The organism is uncultured Gimesia sp., from assembly GCF_963976445.1.
Taxonomy (GTDB): Bacteria; Planctomycetota; Planctomycetia; order Planctomycetales; family Planctomycetaceae; genus Gimesia.
Genome location: NZ_CAXBKP010000009.1, coordinates 140,936 through 161,395, shown reverse-complemented (window position 1 = coordinate 161,395; position 20,460 = coordinate 140,936). Strand labels below are relative to the sequence as shown.

22 protein-coding genes are annotated in these 20,460 nt (G+C 50.4%); 18 read left to right on the top strand and 4 right to left on the bottom strand.

Annotation, left to right across the window (positions count from 1 at the left end; genetic code table 11):
* Positions 1–418 precede the first annotated feature (418 nt).
* The 10 genes from AAC022_RS12415 (at position 419) to AAC022_RS12370 (ending at position 8,369) form a co-directional block, all read left to right on the top strand.
* Positions 419–1,429 carry a hypothetical protein gene (locus tag AAC022_RS12415; RefSeq protein ID WP_339731329.1) on the top strand — a complete coding sequence of 337 codons (1,011 nt, stop codon included), beginning with the start codon at positions 419–421 and terminating at the stop codon, positions 1,427–1,429.
* 85 nt (positions 1,430–1,514) lie between these two features.
* Entirely contained in the window at positions 1,515–1,811 is a 297-nt protein-coding gene (locus AAC022_RS12410) for a hypothetical protein (protein WP_339731327.1), read from the top strand.
* 289 nt (positions 1,812–2,100) lie between these two features.
* Complete coding sequence (gene def / locus AAC022_RS12405) at positions 2,101–2,691, top strand: peptide deformylase (RefSeq protein WP_339731325.1); 591 nt, start codon at positions 2,101–2,103, stop codon at positions 2,689–2,691.
* Between the two features lie 138 nt (positions 2,692–2,829).
* Positions 2,830–3,831 (top strand): methionyl-tRNA formyltransferase, encoded by a 1,002-nt coding sequence (gene fmt, locus AAC022_RS12400; RefSeq protein ID WP_339731324.1) that lies wholly within the window; start codon positions 2,830–2,832, stop codon positions 3,829–3,831.
* Positions 3,832–3,951: 120 nt separating this feature from the next.
* The gene (locus AAC022_RS12395; RefSeq protein WP_339731322.1) at positions 3,952–4,281 is read left to right on the top strand and encodes a hypothetical protein; all 330 of its coding nucleotides are present in this window, start codon (positions 3,952–3,954) and stop codon (positions 4,279–4,281) included.
* A gap of 57 nt (positions 4,282–4,338) precedes the next feature.
* Positions 4,339–5,211, top strand: coding sequence for a DUF1570 domain-containing protein (locus AAC022_RS12390; protein ID WP_339731320.1), 873 nt, complete (start codon positions 4,339–4,341; stop codon positions 5,209–5,211).
* Positions 5,212–5,371: 160 nt separating this feature from the next.
* Positions 5,372–6,235 (top strand): UbiA-like polyprenyltransferase, encoded by an 864-nt coding sequence (locus AAC022_RS12385; RefSeq protein ID WP_339731318.1) that lies wholly within the window; start codon positions 5,372–5,374, stop codon positions 6,233–6,235.
* A 110-nt stretch (positions 6,236–6,345) separates the two neighbouring features.
* Positions 6,346–7,491 (top strand): aminofutalosine synthase MqnE, encoded by a 1,146-nt coding sequence (mqnE, locus tag AAC022_RS12380; RefSeq protein WP_339731316.1) that lies wholly within the window; start codon positions 6,346–6,348, stop codon positions 7,489–7,491.
* 32 nt (positions 7,492–7,523) lie between these two features.
* Entirely contained in the window at positions 7,524–7,937 is a 414-nt protein-coding gene (locus AAC022_RS12375) for a VOC family protein (protein WP_339731315.1), read from the top strand.
* Positions 7,938–8,180: 243 nt separating this feature from the next.
* On the top strand, positions 8,181–8,369 hold the full coding sequence (locus AAC022_RS12370; protein ID WP_339731313.1) for a hypothetical protein: 189 nt from the start codon (positions 8,181–8,183) through the stop codon (positions 8,367–8,369).
* Positions 8,370–8,389: 20 nt separating this feature from the next.
* Here AAC022_RS12370 and AAC022_RS12365 read toward each other — a convergent pair whose 3' ends face one another.
* Positions 8,390–10,426, bottom strand: coding sequence for a hypothetical protein (locus tag AAC022_RS12365; protein ID WP_339731311.1), 2,037 nt, complete (start codon positions 10,424–10,426; stop codon positions 8,390–8,392).
* A 190-nt stretch (positions 10,427–10,616) separates the two neighbouring features.
* Positions 10,617–10,943: a thioredoxin gene (trxA, locus tag AAC022_RS12360; RefSeq protein ID WP_339731310.1), complete on the bottom strand. Its 327-nt coding sequence runs from the start codon at positions 10,941–10,943 to the stop codon at positions 10,617–10,619.
* 380 nt (positions 10,944–11,323) lie between these two features.
* On the opposite strand from trxA, the gene AAC022_RS12355 reads away from it, so the two are divergent.
* Both AAC022_RS12355 and purN read left to right on the top strand, forming a co-directional pair.
* A complete protein-coding gene (locus AAC022_RS12355) occupies positions 11,324–12,235 on the top strand; it encodes a hypothetical protein (protein ID WP_339731307.1) in 912 nt (303 codons plus the stop codon).
* A gap of 33 nt (positions 12,236–12,268) precedes the next feature.
* The gene (gene purN, locus AAC022_RS12350) at positions 12,269–12,922 is read left to right on the top strand and encodes a phosphoribosylglycinamide formyltransferase (RefSeq protein ID WP_339731305.1); all 654 of its coding nucleotides are present in this window, start codon (positions 12,269–12,271) and stop codon (positions 12,920–12,922) included.
* Between the two features lie 23 nt (positions 12,923–12,945).
* Here purN and AAC022_RS12345 read toward each other — a convergent pair whose 3' ends face one another.
* Entirely contained in the window at positions 12,946–14,349 is a 1,404-nt protein-coding gene (locus AAC022_RS12345) for a copper oxidase (protein ID WP_339731303.1), read from the bottom strand.
* A gap of 24 nt (positions 14,350–14,373) precedes the next feature.
* Positions 14,374–15,933, bottom strand: a complete 1,560-nt coding sequence (locus tag AAC022_RS12340; protein ID WP_339731301.1) for a TolC family protein — start codon at positions 15,931–15,933, stop codon at positions 14,374–14,376.
* 521 nt (positions 15,934–16,454) lie between these two features.
* Here AAC022_RS12340 and AAC022_RS12335 point away from each other — a divergent pair.
* The 6 genes from AAC022_RS12335 to AAC022_RS12310 all read left to right on the top strand — a co-directional run bounded on the left by AAC022_RS12335 (position 16,455) and on the right by AAC022_RS12310 (position 20,448).
* Positions 16,455–17,216 carry a DeoR/GlpR family DNA-binding transcription regulator gene (locus AAC022_RS12335; RefSeq protein WP_339731299.1) on the top strand — a complete coding sequence of 254 codons (762 nt, stop codon included), beginning with the start codon at positions 16,455–16,457 and terminating at the stop codon, positions 17,214–17,216.
* Between the two features lie 55 nt (positions 17,217–17,271).
* The gene (gene pduL, locus AAC022_RS12330) at positions 17,272–17,982 is read left to right on the top strand and encodes a phosphate propanoyltransferase (RefSeq protein WP_339731295.1); all 711 of its coding nucleotides are present in this window, start codon (positions 17,272–17,274) and stop codon (positions 17,980–17,982) included.
* 104 nt (positions 17,983–18,086) lie between these two features.
* On the top strand, positions 18,087–18,386 hold the full coding sequence (locus tag AAC022_RS12325; protein ID WP_339731292.1) for a BMC domain-containing protein: 300 nt from the start codon (positions 18,087–18,089) through the stop codon (positions 18,384–18,386).
* Positions 18,387–18,402: 16 nt separating this feature from the next.
* Positions 18,403–18,795 carry a BMC domain-containing protein gene (locus tag AAC022_RS12320; RefSeq protein WP_339731290.1) on the top strand — a complete coding sequence of 131 codons (393 nt, stop codon included), beginning with the start codon at positions 18,403–18,405 and terminating at the stop codon, positions 18,793–18,795.
* 100 nt (positions 18,796–18,895) lie between these two features.
* The gene (locus AAC022_RS12315; protein WP_339731287.1) at positions 18,896–20,086 is read left to right on the top strand and encodes an acetate/propionate family kinase; all 1,191 of its coding nucleotides are present in this window, start codon (positions 18,896–18,898) and stop codon (positions 20,084–20,086) included.
* A gap of 50 nt (positions 20,087–20,136) precedes the next feature.
* On the top strand, positions 20,137–20,448 hold the full coding sequence (locus tag AAC022_RS12310) for a EutN/CcmL family microcompartment protein (RefSeq protein ID WP_339731285.1): 312 nt from the start codon (positions 20,137–20,139) through the stop codon (positions 20,446–20,448).
* The last annotated feature ends 12 nt before the right edge of the window (positions 20,449–20,460 follow it).

Here is a 20,460-nt window from a genome sequence, read left to right as displayed (position 1 = left end):
TTCGGCTTGGAAATTGGATTCGATTCCGCTCGCTTCACCTATAATACTTTACCCATATCAAGCATCTGGAAAGTTGCTCCCCCGCGTTTCATCCTCAAATAATCATCCCGTAAGAATAGAAACCAGATTTTTTTTTGAAAAAACAAATGCAAATCCGAAAAAAGATTAAAGGTTTGTCGCTTTTTTTATTTCATTGCCATTCTTTCGTATTGACCTGACTTTTGAAAAGCAATATCTTCCCGCCTCACATTAGTGATCTCTGCGCCTGATCCTCAGGCCTGTCACTCACCTCCCACACTGATTACCCGTCAAACTGATTAATTCAATTTACCTTTCGTGTTGAAACAGCAGTGATTCATTTCGTACGAAACGGAATCACACACTGACACTATACCTTCTCACAAAGACTTTTCAGATAATGTCCGTTTCGCGTCATTTACCGGAATACCCAATTCTTTTAGCAGGGGTCACTACGCCTGTCTTAAAAGGATTGCGCGAAATGGGACTACCGGTCACCGAACTCCACGAAGACCTGGCCCAGCTTGCCGGCTATCAGCATTCGAACTGGAATCTGCTACTGGTGGGAGCTCAGAAAACTTTCAATACCCAGGATTTACAGTCTCTCTCTCACTCTAAGATCCCGGTCGTCGATCTCTCTGAATTCACCAGCGAAACAGCCGTCGGCCGTTTGATAAATGAACTGGAAACGAAAGCCCAAACCGGTAGCGAACAGTTCAACTCAGCCTTTGTGGTTCAACTCAAAGAACGAGTACAACAGTCGGGCGGTACCTGGATTCGATTGGCAGATTATCCTTATCCCTATCAGGGAGTCATCTGTTATGGCGAATCGGCTTTAGGAAAAGAATTCCGAGAATTCTCCAATGTCATGAGCCCGCTGCCAGTCCCTCTGGAAATGCTGCATTTGAAAGCAGAATATGACTGGCAGGGAAAATCAGATAATCACACACAACGAAAACTCCGCGTCGAACTGGTCAGCAGATACCGACAGGGACTGCCGGTTTCATTACCGTCCATTCCTTCGCGGGAAGAACTTGACTTGCTGTTCCAGAAGATCAACCTGGATCGAAAACAGACACCACTGGTCTGGGTCACTTCACTGGAAACATTTTTCCGCTGGTGGAATTTAAGGCGTCAACTCTCAGTGAGTATCAGCCACATTGACTCTGGTTGGGAAACGATCATTTCAGGAAACATCCTGGGGTTTCATCCCGGGCTTCAAATCTGGAAAGGTCGCCATTCCGCGACGGTCTCACTGGCTCCAGGCGTGAATGAAATCAGAGACGAAACAATCGCGTTTGCAGCCAATCCGGAACGACACCCCGGAGGATTTACTGCACACTGGGCTGGCGTCAATTCCAGCCTGTTACCGATCGACTTTAAGAAACTGGCAGCCTCGGTTGCTTCATAATACGACTAACTATTCCACATCACAGATTGATTCTCCGCGATTGATTTTTTCGATCGCGACTTTGTAGTAGAAAAGGATTGTTCAAATGAAACGTTTTGGTTTAATGATGCTGGGTCTCGCGTTAATTACCCTGACGACAGGATGTCAATGCGGACGAGGCACCTGCGGAAGCTGTAATTATGGTCCCACAATGGCACCGGCCCCGTTTGGTGGTGGTGGTGGATGCTCCTCTGGGAATTGTGGCGTTGGCGCTCCAACATATTCACCACAAGGAGCTTACAACACTTCCAATCCCTATCAGTCAACAGCAGGTCTACCTGTGATGCAGGGATCTGTTCCGACAACAGCCTCTGCACCACTTGATCCACTTCCCATGTATTAAACTGAATACTTGAGAAGGTATCTTTTGTTGAGTGATTGTCGTCTCGGCCTGGTTCAGGCCGATGAGGAATGCAGATCCCGTTCCGACATCAAAACGATTTGAATTCAACGAAAATACTACGAACAATAATATTGTTCGCAGACGTATGGATTGAATCTACCATTCAGCCCTGATATACAGGTAATGGTGTCATCTGTTTTCTCCCCTGCGCGAATAGTTCGGCAGGGCAGGTGCGATTATTATCTGCGAACTTTATTTGAGTATTATACCCCGCCGGGTATCCGAAATTATGGCTGCTTTACAAATCGTTAATTATCCTCATCCAGCGCTCCGCTGGAAATCCAAACCCATCAAAAGTATCTCACCGGAACTGCGTGATACGGTGAAATCCATGTTTGAGTTGATGTACGAAGCGCGGGGCATCGGCCTCGCCGCCAATCAGGTCGCGCTCCCGTATCGTCTGTTTGTGATTAATCTGGCATCAGATCCGAATGAAACGGATGAAGAATTCGTATTCATCAATCCGGAAATCACAAAACGCAAAGGGACCACGGAAGGCGAAGAAGGCTGCCTGAGCCTGCCACAGGTATATGGAGACGTGAAACGATCTGAAGAGATCACCGTCGAAGCCTATGACTTGGATGGCCAGTTGTTCGAAATCACTTTGGATGATCTGGGCGCCCGTGCTGTCCAGCACGAACATGATCACCTTGAGGGCATCATGTTTCCCGATCGAATGGTGGAAGCCAAGCGATTAGAACTGGACTCACTCATCGCTGATTTTGAATCAGAATTTCAACACAAACAGAAGTCAGGCGAGTACCCTTCTGATGACGAACTTCGCAAACAGCTGCAACAGCTTGAAGATGCGCTGGGATAAATCGAACCGCGCACTCTGACTGGTTCGCTGTTTGAGATGCCTCAATAAACGCTTCGCCCCTGCAATAGTTTGATAGAATACCCTGGTTTTCTGCGTCGAAATTGAATTGTCCATCGCCCGCCTAGAGGAGACTCCACCGTGCCTTTAAAAGTTGTCATGATGGGAACCGGCACGTTCGCCATTCCCGCATTTCAGGCGCTGATTGCTTCCGAACATCAGGTGCTTGGCTTATATACCCAGCCCGATCGCACAGGCCGTGGCCATCATCGGCACAAAAACCCGATGAAAGAACTCGCACTCGAACATGGGATTGCCGTCTTCCAACCTCCCAAAATCAATACGCCGGAGTCACTGGAAGAATTACGCCAACTCAATGCCGATGTGCTCTTAGTTGCCGCTTACGGACAGATTCTCTCGCAACAACTTCTAGACACCCCTCAATACGGGGCCTTCAATCTGCATGCCTCACTACTGCCAAAATACCGCGGGGCAGCGCCGATTCTGTATGCCATTCGTAACGGCGAAACCACGACCGGCGTCTCCCTGTTTCGCATCGAACGGGCACTCGATTCCGGTCCCGTGGCGGCGATGGTCGAAACCCCCATCGGCCCCAAAGAAACCACGGGAGAAGTCCAGGACCGACTGGCGGCACTCGCCGCCCCACTGGCAATGCAGGTGCTTGGTGAGATAGAGCAGGGGACTCTGAAAGAAACGCCACAAATACATACTGAAGCGACATTTGCGCCCACACTCGATAAACAGGAAGGCGCCATTGACTGGAACCAGAGTGCCTCTCAAATCGCGTGTCATGTCAGAGCAATGCAGCCTTGGCCGAACCCCTTCTCATTTCTTCACCAATCGGAGCAGGAACCGTTAAGATTGCTGATTCTGGATGTGGAAATACTCAACATAGAGCTAATAAGCGATCTGGATCTCGATCAGAAACTCCTGAATTCCGCCCCCGGTACCGTCATCTTCGCCAATACAAAACGAGTCATCATCAACACGGCCGAGGGAGTTCTGGAACTGAAACAGATTCAACCTCAGGGAAAACGGCCCATGCAGACGAGCCAATTTTTGTGTGGCAGGAAAATCAACCCCGGTGACCGCTTCGGAAACCCGCCCTCAAAACAAGAGTAAGTGCACACAAAGTCACCCCAAATTAACAACTTCACTCTTGCCGCATTTTCCCGTTTCTGAGATGATCCCGCCCCTGAACTAAGGCGATACAGTATTAATAACCACAAGGAAGTGAATTAGATGCGCCGAATTATCGCGGCTCTGATCTTCATGATGATTGGAGCCGGAGGCATGTATGCCGCGTTTGAATATCATGTCGTTCAATCAAAGGAAGGCTGGATTTTCATTCCCAAGTCTCAAACCGGCCTGCACGATACCTATGCCGACATCAGAACCTGGAATGCGACCACCTGGAAGAGCCACCCCAAGTTAGCACAATCACTCGTTGATAACGGCAAAGGAAAACTCATTATTCAATCGGCGTCGACTGGATTTTTCGACGGCCTGTTTCAGAGCGCCCCCAAAAAACGTTCTGCTGAAAATACCCAGACTCCAACCCGACGTAATTAAATCAAACCAAAGATTTTTGAGTTCCCTCAACGCGCAAAAAAAGTACCACCGCAAACTGTGAAACGACAAGCACCCGACAGCCCGAATCAGACTTCAGCCAGGAAGTCTCTCTCAATACTCAAAGCACTGACTTTGAGTGTTTGTCTGTTGCTGTGCCTGCTGCTGACATCAAGCTGTCGTAGTGCTGCCAAAAATCAAACAGTCCATCTGCCAGCCCGGCATAGTGTGAGTGCAGAACAGCTCATCGTGCTCAGTGACTTCAAACTCGGGCAGGACCATGAACTCTTTCAGGATCTGATCAAGCTCCGCGAAGATGTCGCTGCCACGTTAAACATTCCACTCAATAGCGAACAGGTCACCGTTTACCTCTTCACAAATCAGGAAGAATACCGCAATTATCTGGACCTGACCTATCCGGGCCTGCCTCCCCGCCGGGCCTACTTCGTGGGAACTCCTAAAGAATTAGCCGTCTATACATTTTGGGGGGAACGCATTCAGGAAGACCTGCGGCACGAATTCACGCACGGCCTGTTACACGCCAGCTTGAAAACCGTCCCCTTATGGCTCGATGAAGGATTGGCAGAATACTTTGAAGTCGCCGGCAACACACCCGGACAAGTCAATCGCGATCATGCTTCGCGGCTTTCCACCGCCCTCACTAACGGCTGGAAACCCGACATGAAGCGACTCGAACAACTCGAAAAAGTATCACAGATGCAGCGGGTCGATTATCAGGAAGCCTGGGCCTGGGTGCACTTCATGCTGAACAGCACACCGGAAACACGAGACACGCTGCTCGAATACCTGGCAGAACTGAAAACCAACAGCAAGCCTGAAGAATTAAGCGCACGCCTGCCTCGCGACATTCCGGGCGTTGATGAACGGTTTGTGAACTACGTTGCCTCGTTAAACACATTCCCCTCACGCTAAACAGCATCGATCTTTCCCGCATCGCACGAACAGTTTCGCGCCCCGCTGACTTGGGCGACGTCTGCCAATCAGCTAAGATGCACCAGTTAAATATGCCCCCGACCGGACAACGTCCCCGTGATACTGGCCGGACAACGTCCCGTGATACTGGATTGATGAGATGCTGGCCCGACTGCGCCTGTTGCTGGAACTGATTCGCTTCAGCCATACCATTTTTGCGCTCCCGTTTGCACTGCTCTCCGCAGTCCTGGCCTGGCGTGGCCAACCGGTTCGCTGGCAGGAACTGGTCGGGATCTTGCTCTGCATGTTGTTTGCCCGTTCGGCTGCGATGGCTTTTAACCGACTTGTCGATCGGGATATCGACGCCCAAAACCCCCGCACCCAAAGCCGCCATCTCCCCGCCGGACTGATCAGCGTCCGCACGGTATTTCTCTTTACCCTGCTCACATCGCTGGCATTTATCGCCTCGACTCTCTTATTTCTGCCCAATCGCTGGCCCCTGTATCTGTCCGTCCCGGTCCTGCTGTTTCTACTTGGCTACTCCTATGCAAAACGCTTCACAATCTGGTGCCACTATTGGCTTTCCGCCGCTTTGATGCTCTCTCCGCTGGCCGCCTGGATCGCCATTCGCGGCAGTCTTTCACTGGATCCAATTCTGCTGGGACTGGTTGTCTTTTTCTGGGTCGGCGGGTTCGACATTCTCTACGCGTGTCAGGATGTCCATTTCGATCAAGAAACAAAGCTCTCCAGTATCCCCTCACGCTGGGGAATCAGGAAAGCTCTCCGCTTCGCCATGCTCAGCCACGCGCTGACCATCGTCTGCCTGTTCAGCCTGTGGTACTTCGCAGCACTGGGAATTCCCTTTCTGGTTGCGGTGCTCGCTGTCGCAGGCCTGTTGATCTATGAACACCTGCTGGTCAATCCTGATGATCTGGGACGCGTCAATCTCGCGTTTTTTCACGTGAATGCCGTGATTAGTATTGGTTTGTTCTTTGTGGGATTGATCGATGTCTGGCTCGCATAAGCGGGCCTGAATCGTAATAATGAACGGTGTCTCCTGTTGCGCAATCTTTTAGACCGCAGCCAACTCATTTGAACACCGGAATTAGCAAAAAAGAATCAACAGTCAGTCTGATGAATCTGAATCAAAACGAACAACAACAGCTGGATCTCATTACCCGCAAAGTCGAAGCGGGCGAACGCATCAATTTCGATGAAGGCGTTTTTCTGGATGAGAAAGTCGATATTCTGACACTGGGCGCACTGGCCAATCAGATACGCGAACGTAAGAACGGCAACTTCGCGTTCTATAATACTAACATCCACTTGAACCCGACTAACGTCTGTGTTTATCGCTGCAAGTTCTGTGCATTCCGGGCCGACCTGAAATCGCCCCGTGCTTACACATTTACCGACGACATGATCCGCGAACGCGTTCAAGAAGCCCGGGCCACCGGCGCGACGGAAATGCACGTTGTGGGAGGCCTGCACCATCAGAAAAAATTTGATTGGTATTTGAATGTCGTTCGCGTCATTCATGAAGAATATCCCGAGTTGCACATCAAAGCCTGGACGCCCGTCGAAATTAACTGGTTCAGCTTTATGACCAAAAAACCCACTCGCTGGGTTCTGGAACAGATGATGGAAGCCGGTCTTTCCAGTATGCCCGGCGGAGGCGCTGAAATCTTTCACCCCGAAGTCCGTGAACAGATTTGCGAACACAAGGCCGACGCAGAAAGCTGGTTCGAAGTTCACAATGAAGCACACAACCTCGGCCTGCGAAGCAACGCCACGATTCTCTACGGCCATTATGAACAAGCAAAGCACCGCGTCGATCACCTCTGCCGCTTGCGAAAGTTACAAGACAAAACCGGTGGCTTCCAGACATTTATCCCCCTGGCGTTCCATCCCGAAAATACAGGCATGTCAGAAATTCAAAAAGCGTCGGGATTGATGGACCTCAAAGTCATTGCTCTGTCACGAATCATGCTCGACAACTTTGACCACATCAAAGCCTACTGGATCATGCTCGGCGAAAAGACGGCACAGACCGCCTTAAGCTTCGGAGCCGACGACCTCGACGGGACCGTGGTTCATGAACTGATCTACCACGACGCCGGGGCCAAAACGCCGGAAGGTCTGACAGTCGAACAATTACACCACCTGATCAATGAAGCCGGCCGGATTCCCGTAGAACGTGATACACTCTACCGTCACATCGTCAGAGAAGGCGCCGACTGGAGTGTCGGAGAACCAATTCTGACTTCTGCCGCTTCGTGAGTGATTGATACCCAAACAGGAGAACTTCCGCCATGACCGATTCTGCCGTTTCCGACTCCATTCAGGTACAGTCGTTTGACCACATTACACTGGTCGTGAAAGACCTGGAAGCATCCCGCCAGTTCTATGTTGATTTCCTGGGAATGGAACATGTTCCCCGACCGGGGTTCTCATTTGAAGGACACTGGTTTCAAATTGGAGACCAGCAGATCCACCTGATCCTTGAACACGATCAATCAGGAAAAGCCGGGAATCTCGACCCCGAACAGAACACACGCACCCACCATTTTGCGTTTCAGGTCAACGATGCAAAGCAGGCATATGAGAAAGCCCTCAGTCGGGAAATCCCCATCGTTTCGCCTCCCAAATCGCGCCCCGATGGTGCCACCCAAACATTTGTGAATGACCCGGATGGCCACATTATCGAACTCTGCTCACTTACTTGAGCTAGTCTTTACTACTCCGAATAGCTGCATTTTAACGATTTTTCAGGTATTCGTTCAGCAGGGAACGATTTGAGAAATCGTTATGCTGCTATAAGCAACAGAATCGACTGGAAATTCCATCGGGCGATACGGTATACTTGAAAAAAGAGCTTTGATCGGCTCTGCTTTTAAGAATTTGCAGCTCAGACTGACTTCTAACAACCATACAGCTTTAAGAACGAGTAGAGAGGGACAGGGATCGCAATGACGGATGCACCCAAAAAAATGATCATGGGCTCAATGGCCGTTTCCGGATTGGTGGCTGCGCTTGCTCTGGTGGATATCATTATTGGCATCCCGTTCCGAGGAAGCATGATGATGGATATCATGTTCCTCATCTCAGCCGGCCTGGTTCTGTTTCTTTGCTGGGATGCCTGGAAGGACCTGCGATAAGCGGGCTAAGCAGGCAGACCTTAGGCTTCCTTATCCTGCTCGCTTTGCGCGTCCTCTACCACTTCTGATCGCGCATCCGAAGACTCACCCACTGGTGTCTCAGATACCGCCTCGTTTAAAGCAAAAAACGACATTGCTTTCACATCCGGCCCAGCTTCATTGATCGCCATCTCAGTCCCGGTCACTTCAGCCAGTTGCTGTAAAAGTTCGCGAATGATCAGCTCTGCATGCACCTTTTCCTGAAGCCAGGTTTCCCGATTCTGATCCCAGGCTGCATCCCGAATCGCCATTTGTTCCGCTTCGAAACGTAACTGTTCGCTTCGCAATCGCAATTGCTCGTCGCGCTCGGCAACCCATTCCGAGAGATCCTGACGCTCTTGGCGAAATTCGTCACGGTGGCGATGGAACACTTCTTGAGTATGCTCCTGCTCCTGACGTTCTACCGACAGAGATTCACGCAACTGACGGTAATGTGAGGCAAGCGCCTCTCGGGCTTTCTCCAGTCGCGCGCGTGCTGCTGCTTCACCTTCAACCTGAGTCAATTGTGCCCAGCCTTCTTCCAGAGCCAGACGCATCTCCAATGTACCACGATGTGTCTCTTCTACTTCCGCCCGTAACGTATCCAGTCGTTCGCGGCGGCGTTCCAGATTCTCGGCATGCAACGATAGCATATCATTCTGGCGCCGCAATTCGACCTTCTGTGCATCCCGGTCCTTTTTCCAGACCTCATATTCCTGTGACATCCGCTGCGTTTGATTCAATTCATGGCGTTCCACCGAACGCCGCAGCTCGGAATGCAACGATCGCTCTCTAATCAGAGACTCTTCGCGTTGATGTAATAAATCCCGATACCGATCAAGCTGCTTCATGCGCAGCAGATGAATCCGCTCATTCTGTTCGTGCTGCTGTTGCTGGATTTGCTGCTGTCGCTGGAACTCATGTTGGTCCTGTTCGATCTGCTTCCGCAGCCGCAACAGATGATTCTCCTGAAACTTGATTCGGTTCTCGGTCAGCGTTCGTTTCTGTTCAAACTGTTCTTCCCGCGAGCTATATTCGCGCTGCAGATCCTCGCGTTGAATGGTCAGCTGGTGCTCGATCTCTTCAGAACGAATCACGAAGTCTCGTTTCTGCGATTCCAGTGATTCCAGCTCTGCCTGTTTCTTAGAGCCCCACTCTGCCTGTTGCGTTTTCAGTTCCAGCTCAAAGTTTTCTTTACGAGAAGCGAGTTCCTCTTCCACTTTTTGAATCGTGGTTTCTTGTATTTCGCGTTCTCTTTTCAGGTGACTCAACTCAGTCTGCTTTACGCCCCGCCACTCTTCCTGAGCGTGTTCCAGGTCGCGCCGCTGATCATCCAGTGAAGACAGAACATCCTCACGAATTCGGTTCCGCTCCTGATTCATATCCAGACGCTGACGCTCCAGAGCTTCCCGCTGTTGCGCAAATTCCATCAGGATCTGATCCCGCATTTCGCTGCGTTCCAGCTCCAGTGAATCCTGGGCATCGAATACTTTCTCTTGCTCGTGTTGCACGGTCTTCGCCAGCTTTTCACACTCAACCGCTTTGCGAATTAATTCCGTTTCTTTTTCACGAATACTGACTTCCCGTTCGTCATACTGCTCCTCGATCTGACCGACCCACATTCGAACTTTTCGTCGCTCATTATCGAGCTCGCTCAATTGACTGTTAAGCGTCTGCTCGCGACGGCTGATTTCGGCAAACTGCAATTTCAGAAAATTGGCAATCTCGCCCGCCTGCGACAATAACTCGGCACCCGTCAATGAAGCGCCTGCTTCGGTCGCTCCTTGCGTCTGCATCTCGGCAGCAACCGCTGCAAAAGATAGACTTTCTTCGAGTGCCGCTTGCTTCTGCGCACTGAAAGATGAGCCTGCATCCTGTGGAGCGGACTCCTGTGAGGCATGAGGCAAGTCGGCACGGCGTTCAACACCTTGCGGACTGGAAAGTGGTCGAGAGTCAGCCGCGTCACCGCTGTTTGGTTTCATACCAGCAAACGGAGAAGGGGACTCTGTTTGCTGCTCAGACTTGATTTCATCGCTCATGCTGGGATTCCTTTCCCTGAAAAGCGTCTCGCTATGTCATATGTTACAAGTACTAAGTTGAGGAATCCAATTCCTCAACGATCACTCAGCACTTACGATCACACGAACAGTTAAACGACAAAAAGGGCAGAGAAGGATTTAAAGACCATCCTCTGCCCACTATGTATTAAAACCACAATTTCAATTGCGATTATAACTGGCTATCTAGAGATGCGGAAAAACGTTCCTTGGGAGTGACACCCACAAACGTTTCAACGACTTCACCATTTTTGTAAAGCATCACTGTAGGAATAGCACTGATGTTGTTTGAGGAAGCAACGCCTGGATTTTCATCCGTGTTCAATTTTCCAACACGAACCCGGCCTGAATAATCACTGGCAATTTCTTCGATGGTCGGCATCATCATTTTACAGGGACCACACCAGGGTGCCCAGAAATCGACTAAAACAGGTTCCGACGCTTCGATTACTTCAGATTGGAAATTCGCATCAGTGAATTCCAGGACATTTTCAGCCATTACTGGTTGTCTCCGTTACAATTGGATTCGATATATTCATTAATAAAAGCAGAGAAAATCGCTGCGACTACCCTGCAATGACATCAGTTTTCGATTCCAGGATCGCGATTACCCAATGGAAATCAAGAACAAATTTGCTTCGCTTCTCATTGCAATTGTAAAGAATTATAGAGATCCTGTATATTGTGTCAATGCTCTCTATGAAGCCCCAAATGACAAAAACTCTTATCAAATAAGGGATTACGCCACGCGTCACTACACGGAACTAAAATATTTTAACTCGACAAATGGAGTCCTTCTCGACAAAATAGGGACAACACATAATTGTCATTAAGTTCTTATATTAAAGAACTTAATGACATAACCCCTGGGAGTAGATTATGCACTCGTACATCAAAACTCTGGCATTGGCCACAATCTTCTGCGCCCTCGCTCTCATCCCAACGCGCGCCGACGAGTCATCCGAAGACCCCTTTAAGCCCTTCCCAGATCAACTCGCCCCCTCACTGTTCAACGAAGTGGAGGATAAATACGAGTTTGGTATCCGAGCTGAAGAAAAAACACTCTACTACTACGTCTTGAAGCATCTTCGCGAAACCAGCCTCGAGGAGCAGAAACAGGCTGCCCAGTTCAACCTGCAACAAAGACGCTCCGAACTCAAAACGTTCAAAGAGAACCCCAAATTGAAGCTTCCGGTCTTTCCGGATATCTTCAAAAACAGCAATCGCTACAAAGGCAGACTCGTCACTTTAACCGGGCGGGTTCGCAAACTGATTCATTACCCGGCCGAAAAAAATGACTATGGTATCAAAACCCTGTATGAAGCCTGGCTGTTTACTGACGACTCGCAACAAAACCCGACCGTCGTCATCTGTACCGAAGTCCCGCCCGAGTTGAAAGACGGACTCCCCCAAGGGACTGACGTCATTGACCACGTCACCGTCACCGGTTATCTCTTCAAAATGTACGTTTATAATGCCCAGGATACCACGCGAGTCGCTCCCCTGATTTTAACCGGACAACTCGAGTGGACTCCCCAGATCGTGGATGAACGAGGCAGTCAACTCTTTTCCCAAATTCTGGCTGGCTCACTAATCATCCTCATTGTCGGCGTTGCTTTCGCCATGTGGAAAGCAAGCCAGAAAGATAAGCAGTTCCGAGAAACTCGCTTGCCAACCAGCGATGATCCAGTCAGCTTCAACCAATTGGAACAGCAACCTGCTGCCCCTCTATCAAAATCAAAGCCAGAATCAAAGACTGAACCCAAATCCGACGACAAAACGCCGGAATAAACACCCTCAATAAAAGAATATTATATCACTAGTATGAACGCGGACCTCACTCTCGCTCCTGTCCTGAATCGTCCTTTAAAACTGGCAGTTCTGATCTCCGGTGGTGGAACAACCCTCACGAACTTTCTGGAAAAACGGGCAGCCGGTGAACTCAACATTGAGGTACCACTGGTCATCGCCAGCCGCTCCGATTGTGGCGGGATTGCCAAAGCCGAAGCCGCCGGTCTGCGTTGTGAAGTCATCACGCGCCGTGGTTTTGAAAACGTTCACGACTTCAGCACCGCGATTTTTGATCTTTGTCGCGAAGCAGAAGTCGATCTGGTCACACTGGCCGGTTTTCTGTCTTTGATTCACATTCCCGACGACTTCCAGTACCGTGTGATGAATATTCATCCGGCACTAATCCCCGCCTTCTGTGGACACGGGTTTTACGGTCATAAAGTTCACGAAGCCGTCGTCGAACGCGGCGTCAAAGTCAGCGGCTGCACCGTGCACTTTGCCGACAACGAATACGACCATGGCCCGATCATCGGCCAGAGTACCGTTCCCGTCAAAGGGACCGACACCCCCGATCAGGTCGCCGCCAATGTCTTCCAGGCTGAATGCGAACTCTATCCTCACGCCATCCAACTCTTCGCCGCAGGCAAAATCAAAATCGTCGATCGCCGCGCCATCATCGAAGAGTAGCTCCGGTTGCGATGTTCCTCGACCTAAAGCGTCTGAATTCCCGGCGGCGGATTGAGAGGCGTACTCGAATTCGGCGGTATCGGATCATTCGTATGCATGACTTTGTCATACAACTCTGGTGGCAGCACACGCAGCACGGTGAATAAACCTTTCACGCCGTGATACCAGCCTTCGCGCATCCCCTGCGTTTCGCGACGGCTCGTAATTCGATGCAGCTCTTCCTTCGACCACTTCGCGCTGGACATCATCTGCGGAAAACCGGGAACCTCAAAACCGGCTTTATTTTTCTCCTGCCGGATGATCGGCCCCACCTGCGAAACCATGTGGTTCATCATATGGTGGAACATGTGACAGTGTAGCACCCAGTCACCATGATTATTCGCGATGAATTCCACATCCCGCGCTTGCGCAACACCCAGAATCACCGTGTTACCGGGAACCCACGCTGGTTCTGGAATTCGTCCCCCTTCCGTACCCGTCACCCAGTAAGTATGGCCGTGCAAATGCATCGGATGCTGGTGCAGCGTGCTGTAGTTAATAAACCGAATGCGAACCCGCTCACCCAGCTTGCAGACCAGAGGCGTCGTAAACGGACCACAACGTCCGTTCGCGGTAATAAAGTTCCAATCCATCGACTGTGTATTGGGAATGTCCGCATGGGGCATCATGGAAAACTGCTGCGTGACCAACACAAAATCGCGGTCCACCACCGGGTTGTAAGCGACCTTAGGATGAATAATAAACGGCACAACCATCCCGATCGCTTCCTGCATCGCCACATGAGAATGCAGGAAATAAGTCCCTTCCTGATGCACATCATATTCATACACAAATGTGTCACCCGGTTGGATCAGGCTTTGCGTCACACCCGGAACACCATCCATATAGACGGGCAACTCAAGACCATGCGAATGCAGCGACGTCGGCTCGGGCAATTCATTCTTGAACACAATCCGCACCCGATCTCCTTGATACAGTTCCAGTACCGGACTCGGAAACTGATCATTATAACCATAGGCATTCATCCAGATGCCCGGCAATACTTCTCGACGTACGGGAGTGGCACGAAGATGAAATTCTCTCACACCATCCACCATTTTCCCACTCGTTGTTGTGAGGTCCGGCGCAACCACGTTCACGGGTGGCAATCCGGGGTTTCGAAGTCCGGATACCAGCTTGCCACGATCTGTTGGGCTGCCAATCGGACCACCCAGACCGGGATGCATCCGCGGATAGCCATCATCTGACTGAGGCCCCGCAACATCCGCATCGGAGATCGAAGCTGTTTCAGGCTGCTGCCCCATTACCGAACCGGCAGCAAACAGACCGGCGGTCGCTGCCGCTCCTTGTACAAGAAAATTCCTGCGATCGTTGGGAGTTTCCATGGCTCGTCTTTCATCCATTTTGAGTCGTTCTTCTTTAGACACCCTGATTTCTGTCCGGTGCCATCCTTACCGTGGCTTGGGAACAGCGTCGATATGACCGCCACTCAGCGGTGCCGGAGGTTCGGTTAGCCCACCCGTTAACAACATGCCTCGAATCACAATATCCGTTTCACGGTACTCCAGTAGCGCATCGGTATAATGCTGCTGCAGCTCCAGATATCGCCGCTGCGCCATCAACACGTCAGGCCAGGCAGCCCGCCGCTTGACATAACTGGCATGCAGCATCTCATGAACCTGCTTAGCCTTGGGTAACATATCGCTCTGGTAAGCCTGAAGATGCTGCCAGGCTGTCTGGTAATCGCGGTATTGATCGGCCAGCTGCATACTCAATGTTAACTCCAGCCGCTTCACATCAGCCCGCGATCGATTAAGATCAGCCATCGCTTGATCGACGGTCCCACTGTTATTATCAAAGATCGGCAAAGGAATACCGGCGGTCACTCCTGCCACGGTATTGTCGGTTTCAAAGTTGTGACCGAAATTCACATCAACGAGAATATTGGGAATCGGCTGAACTCGTTCTCGTTCGACAGTAATTTCATCGTGGCGTATCTTTTCACCGGCTGCGACCAGCTCGGGACTGTTCTGCAATAGATGATGAAATGCAGAATCCCAATCCAATTTTTCATCCGATGGCTCAAGCGTCCCACTCAGAGTCGAACGAGTTATTTCCGGTGTCCCCACCATCGCCATCAAATTTCGCCACGCCTGCTCCAGATTGTTTTCGGACATTTTCAGATTTAACTGGTTCTGGCTTAAATCGACTTCCGACTGCAGTAAACCAGCCATATTGGTCTGCCCCAGATTGAGCATCTCTTTATGTGTCTGAACACTGTCTTGCGCGTTCGCAACAAGCTGTTTTTGAATTTCCACATGCTGCTGTGCTGACAATGTTTGATAGAAATGAATCCGGACATCATTCAGCACACGCTCATATTGAGCAGAAAGATTCGTCTCCGCGATGCAGGCCGCCTGCGACCATTTCGCACGACTGAGCTGCAGCTTTCCGCCAGTAACAAATTCCTGCGAAATAAAAGCCCCCTGCAATTCACCCGCGGTTCCAACAATTCCGATCTGATCACTGGCATATCCCACAACAGGGTTTGGATAAAGCCCCGCCTGGTAAGCGGCACCAGAAGCCGCATCCACCTGCGCCATCGCCTGGGTCAATGTGGGATTATTAGACAACGCCATTTGTTCGAGCGCTTCCAGCGACATCACGACGTGATGTTCGCTCTGCTGTTCGTTAATAACGTCATCAGGGGCTGGCAGCAGAGGGGCAGCATACTCCGCGAGCGGCAAGGCGATATCCTGCTCATGAGTAACGTGTCGCGTTGTGAACTCGGACCGATTGTGGTTCGCCAAAAAGTCATCGACTTCTTCAAGAGTGAGTCGATACGGCTTTTCTTCCAATGTCGAAACCCGCTCCACCTTCGGCGTTGTATCCTGCCGCTTCGAGACTTGACGCTCTGGCCCTGTGGCACAACCACTGACTAAGACCATCGCCGCCGAAACGGCTAGCGAATATTCCAGTTTCACCGCGACCTCCCTGTCGGCTCTTTTCATCGCGCATTTCTGATGCGCGGGTACACACTGTTCATCGACGGATCAGGTATCGCATATATCGATGTTTTGCTCAAAATCGATACACACCGCAAATCTGGACAACAAAAACCCGGCAAATCAGGAAAATCGGCATATTCCGCTCCGGCCGGATTGAAAACAAGCCGGCACCATGCGAGCTAAACTGGCCAGGTTTTACCTTCAGGAAAAGAAAAGCTGATCATCGGGGCCAGGGGAGGTAGAGAAGAGTGCCCCTTTGGTGAGATGGAAACGAATCCACGATTCCTCTCCGCAAATAGACTTCAGCAGACTCAAAACAGGAAGGCTGGAGAAACTTTACCAATTTCCGTCCTAAAGTGAATATTTCCTTTAGGTAAGATGAAGTCTTTAGGAATTTTCAAAACAACTGACAGATTTTGATTGATTTTGAAAGTTTATAGGGGTATTTTGGAAATATGAATTGAAAGTCAGCGCTTTGTAAGGCATATTCTTTAGGGAAACATATCGTCTCAGGAGGAGTTTGCATGTCAATGTTGCTTGACGAAAGACGGGAAAGCATCCTAAAAATTGTTGAAAACAAGGGATTTGTGTCTCTTGTGGATTTGATGGATTCTGTGGGTGCCTCTGAATCTACCGTTCGAAGGGATTTGGAGTATCTTGACGGAATCGGTCAAATTCGACGAACCCGTGGTGGGGCTGCTTACAGTGGAGAATCTTTAGCTACATTTGAAGACCGGTCCTTTATGTCATCCAGGCAAAAAAGGCTAGTTGCAAAGGCTGTAGCAGATATGGTCTCTCCCGGCGAAGCGGTGCTGATGGATGGAGGCACCACCACACTGGAAGTCGCCCGACAATTGGCGGGAAAACAATTGCAGGTTGTTACGAATTCACTGCCGATTGCCAATCTGCTGGTCAATCAGCCACAAATTGATTTGATGTTGATCGGGGGATTCCTGTTCCCCAAAACGGGAGTCGCATTAGGCAAGACAGCAGTGGACTCACTGAAAAGTGTCCATGTGCGACGGCTCATTATCAGCGTCGGAGGCATTACAGAGGACGGACTTTACAACAGCAACATGTTACTGGTGGAAACAGAACAGCAAATGTTTGAAGCAGCAGAAGAAGTGATTGTTGTGACAGACAGCACCAAATTTGGCCACTCGGCACTGGCCTATTTATGCCCGCTGAATACAGTCGACCACATTGTCGTTGACGATGGTATCTCGGAGAAATGGAAAACCGTGATCCAGAACGCAGGCATCGAACTGACCATTGTAGAAACATAAGCATCCATTCCGGTAGATATTACTCATTCAATTCGAAAAATTGAGATCTGATATTATGACACAACTTTCCAATTCCATCTCACACTCGCAGGTAGAACAACTGGTTCGACAGGCTTTATCACAACAACTCGGAGCAGGGGCCGCTTCCGCACCCACGACTGCCCCGAACCCACTGGTGGTAAATATTTCCGCCCGACACATCCATCTTTCACAGGAACACCTGGAAGTCCTGTTCGGCAAAGGAGCTGAACTCGAAGTACAGAAAGACCTCTACCAAGATGGCTACTTCGCGGCGACTCAGACTGTGGCCGTCGTTGGCCCTCGTCGTCGCATGATTCCTAACGTGCGTGTCTTAGGCCCCTGCCGCGGTGATACTCAGGTAGAACTTGCTTTTACCGACACCATCTCGCTGGGACTCGATGTTCCGATTCGCATCAGTGGCGACCTCAAAGGCACGCCCGGCTGTGTGTTGATGGGCCCCAAGGGTGTCGTTGAACTCGATTTCGGCGTCATCCGCGCTGCACGCCACGTGCACATGTCTCCTGCTGACTGTGCTTACTACGACTGTGCTAACGGCGACAAATTACACCTGAGAATCGAATCACAGGGTTGCACGACCGTCCTGGAAGACGTGGTGGTGCGTGAAAATCCCGAAGTCAAACTTGAAGTCCACATCGATACCGATGAAGGCAACGCAGTCGATCTGGACCATGCCTCTTCAGTCAAACTGTATGTTCCTGAAGGCTGCAAATGCAAACATAGCTGATCCCTGTGATGAGCGAATTGAATCTTGTGGCAGAATCGTATTCAAATTCTGCCTAACGTACGAACTGTTTTTTTCTTAACTATCTCTAAAAGGAGAACTGACTCATGGCGAAAGCAATGGAAGCCCTGGGAATGGTGGAAACAAAAGGGCTGATCAGCCTGATTGAAGCCGCCGATGCAATGTTGAAATCTGCCAACGTACAGATGCTTGGCTGGGAAAAAGTAGGCAGTGGCTTGGTCACCGCTTTTGTTACCGGCGATGTTGCTGCAGTCAAAGCTGCTGTCGACGCCGGTGCTGCTTCTGCCAGCAAAGTGGGTGAAGTAGTCAGCGTGCAGGTCATTCCACGTCCTCACGAAGAACTGGCGAGCGTTCTGCCAGGTAAAACTGCTGCTGCCAAGAAATAATAACGGGTTATGAACATTGACGGCTGAAATTCCTGAATCTGATCGTAACGACGATGATCATAACCAGCTGACGTTCAACTGGTATGTAACAACAGGCAGTTCAGCCCACCCTATCACAATTAAAAAGATTGAGGACAAAATGAGTTCTGAAGCTATTGGTCTTATTGAAACAAAAGGTCTGGTTGCTCAAATCGAAGCATCCGACGCCATGCTTAAAGCTGCCAACGTGACTCTGGTTGGTCAGATTCAAATTGGTGGTGCCTTCATCACAACCGTCATTCAAGGGGATATCGGCTCGGTTCGCGCAGCTGTTGATGCTGGTGCTGCTGCTGCTTCTCAAATCGGAGAACTGGTTGGCGCTCACGTGATCGCACGCCCCTCCGAAGGTCTGATGTCTAACTTTATCTAAGAGAGCGTACTGTTGGTTCTTTCCGGTCATCACATCCAGTGCTGGTCGGGGAAACGGAAGTCGAAACACCAGTCTCTAAGTCACAGAATGGATTCCTGCAATGAAAGTACTTGTCGCCAATTTAGGTTCCACCAGTTTCAAGTATCGCCTGTTCGATATGCCCGCAGAAGTGCAGCTTGCACGCGGGGGCATTGATCGGATCGGTGAAGAACAGAGCCATTGCTCTGTGGAAATTGGTGAGCATCGGGAAGAGCACGAACAAAACGTGCCCGACCATGCTGCCGCCGTCAACTTGTGTCTGTCTCAATTGACCAACCCCGAATGGGGCTGCCTCGAGTCAGCAGCTGAAGTTGCCGGAATTGGATTCAAAGCAGTCTTTGCTGGAAACTTAAGTGGCATTCGTCTGGTAGATGAAGAATTACTGACCAAGATGGAGGCGTTGGCAGATATTGCACCTGCCCACAACCCTCCGTATGCCCGGGCCATGCGACAACTGCGTCAGGCGTTTCCTGAAATCCCGCTCGTTGCCGCATTGGAAACCGCCTTCCATGAAACCATTCCAGATGAAAATCGTACCTATGCCATTCCTTTTCAATGGCAGGAAGAATACGAAGTGAAACGCTGGGGATTTCATGGTGCCAGTCACCGGTATATCGGCTCTCGTATGGCCGAACTCACCGGGAAAGACGACCTGAAGGTAATTTCCTGTCACCTCGGGGGAAGTAGCTCTTTATGTGCCATGCACGGTGGTGTCTCCAAAGCCAACAGTCTGGGAATGAGCCCCCAGACAGGATTGCCGCACAATAATCGTGTGGGTGATTTTGATCCGTTTGCTCTGCCAGTCTTGATGAAGGCCACCGGAAAATCTCTGGCGGAACTTCTGGAAGATCTGTCAAGCAAGGGAGGCCTGTTAGGTATGAGTGGATTGAGTGGCGACTGTCGCGATCTGGAAGAAGCGGCCGCCAATGGACACGAACGAGCCCAACTGGCTCTTGACGTGTTTCACTCAGCGATCCGACATTACCTGGGAGCCTATCTGACGGTACTGGGCGGCGCCGATGCGATTGTTTTCACGGGTGGAATCGGTGAAAACAGCGTAAGTTTACGAGAAAAAGTTTGCAGCAACCTGGAATGGGCGGGAATCCGTCTGGATGCAGAACGGAATCAGTCAGCCGCCGAAGAGTCACAACTCCAGGCGGACGACAGTAACGTGCAAATCTGGGTCGTACCGACCAATGAAGAAATTGTCGTCGGACGGCAAACAGTGGAAGTGATTGAAGGGCGTTCGTAACGCCCGCAGAGAATGAGTATCCTTTTCAGGATTATACAGGAGTTGGTTCGATGTTTATAGGACGTATTACCGGCAGCATTGTTTCGTCTCAAAAAGTCGAAGCGATGGTCGGCCAGAAATTGTTCATTGTCGAGCCGTTGCGAGTCAACGAAAAAGACCAGAGTGATCTGACTCCCACGGGACGATCGTTTATCGTCGTCGATACTGTGGGAGCAGGGCAGGGTGAAATCGTATTGTGTGTGCAGGGGTCATCAGCCCGCTTCACACCCGAAACGAAAACACTGCCCATTGACGCCGCCATCATCGGCATTGTCGATCAGGTTCACGTAGGGTCGAACGAAATTTTTAACTCGAAGGATTAGTCAGCGTTCTGA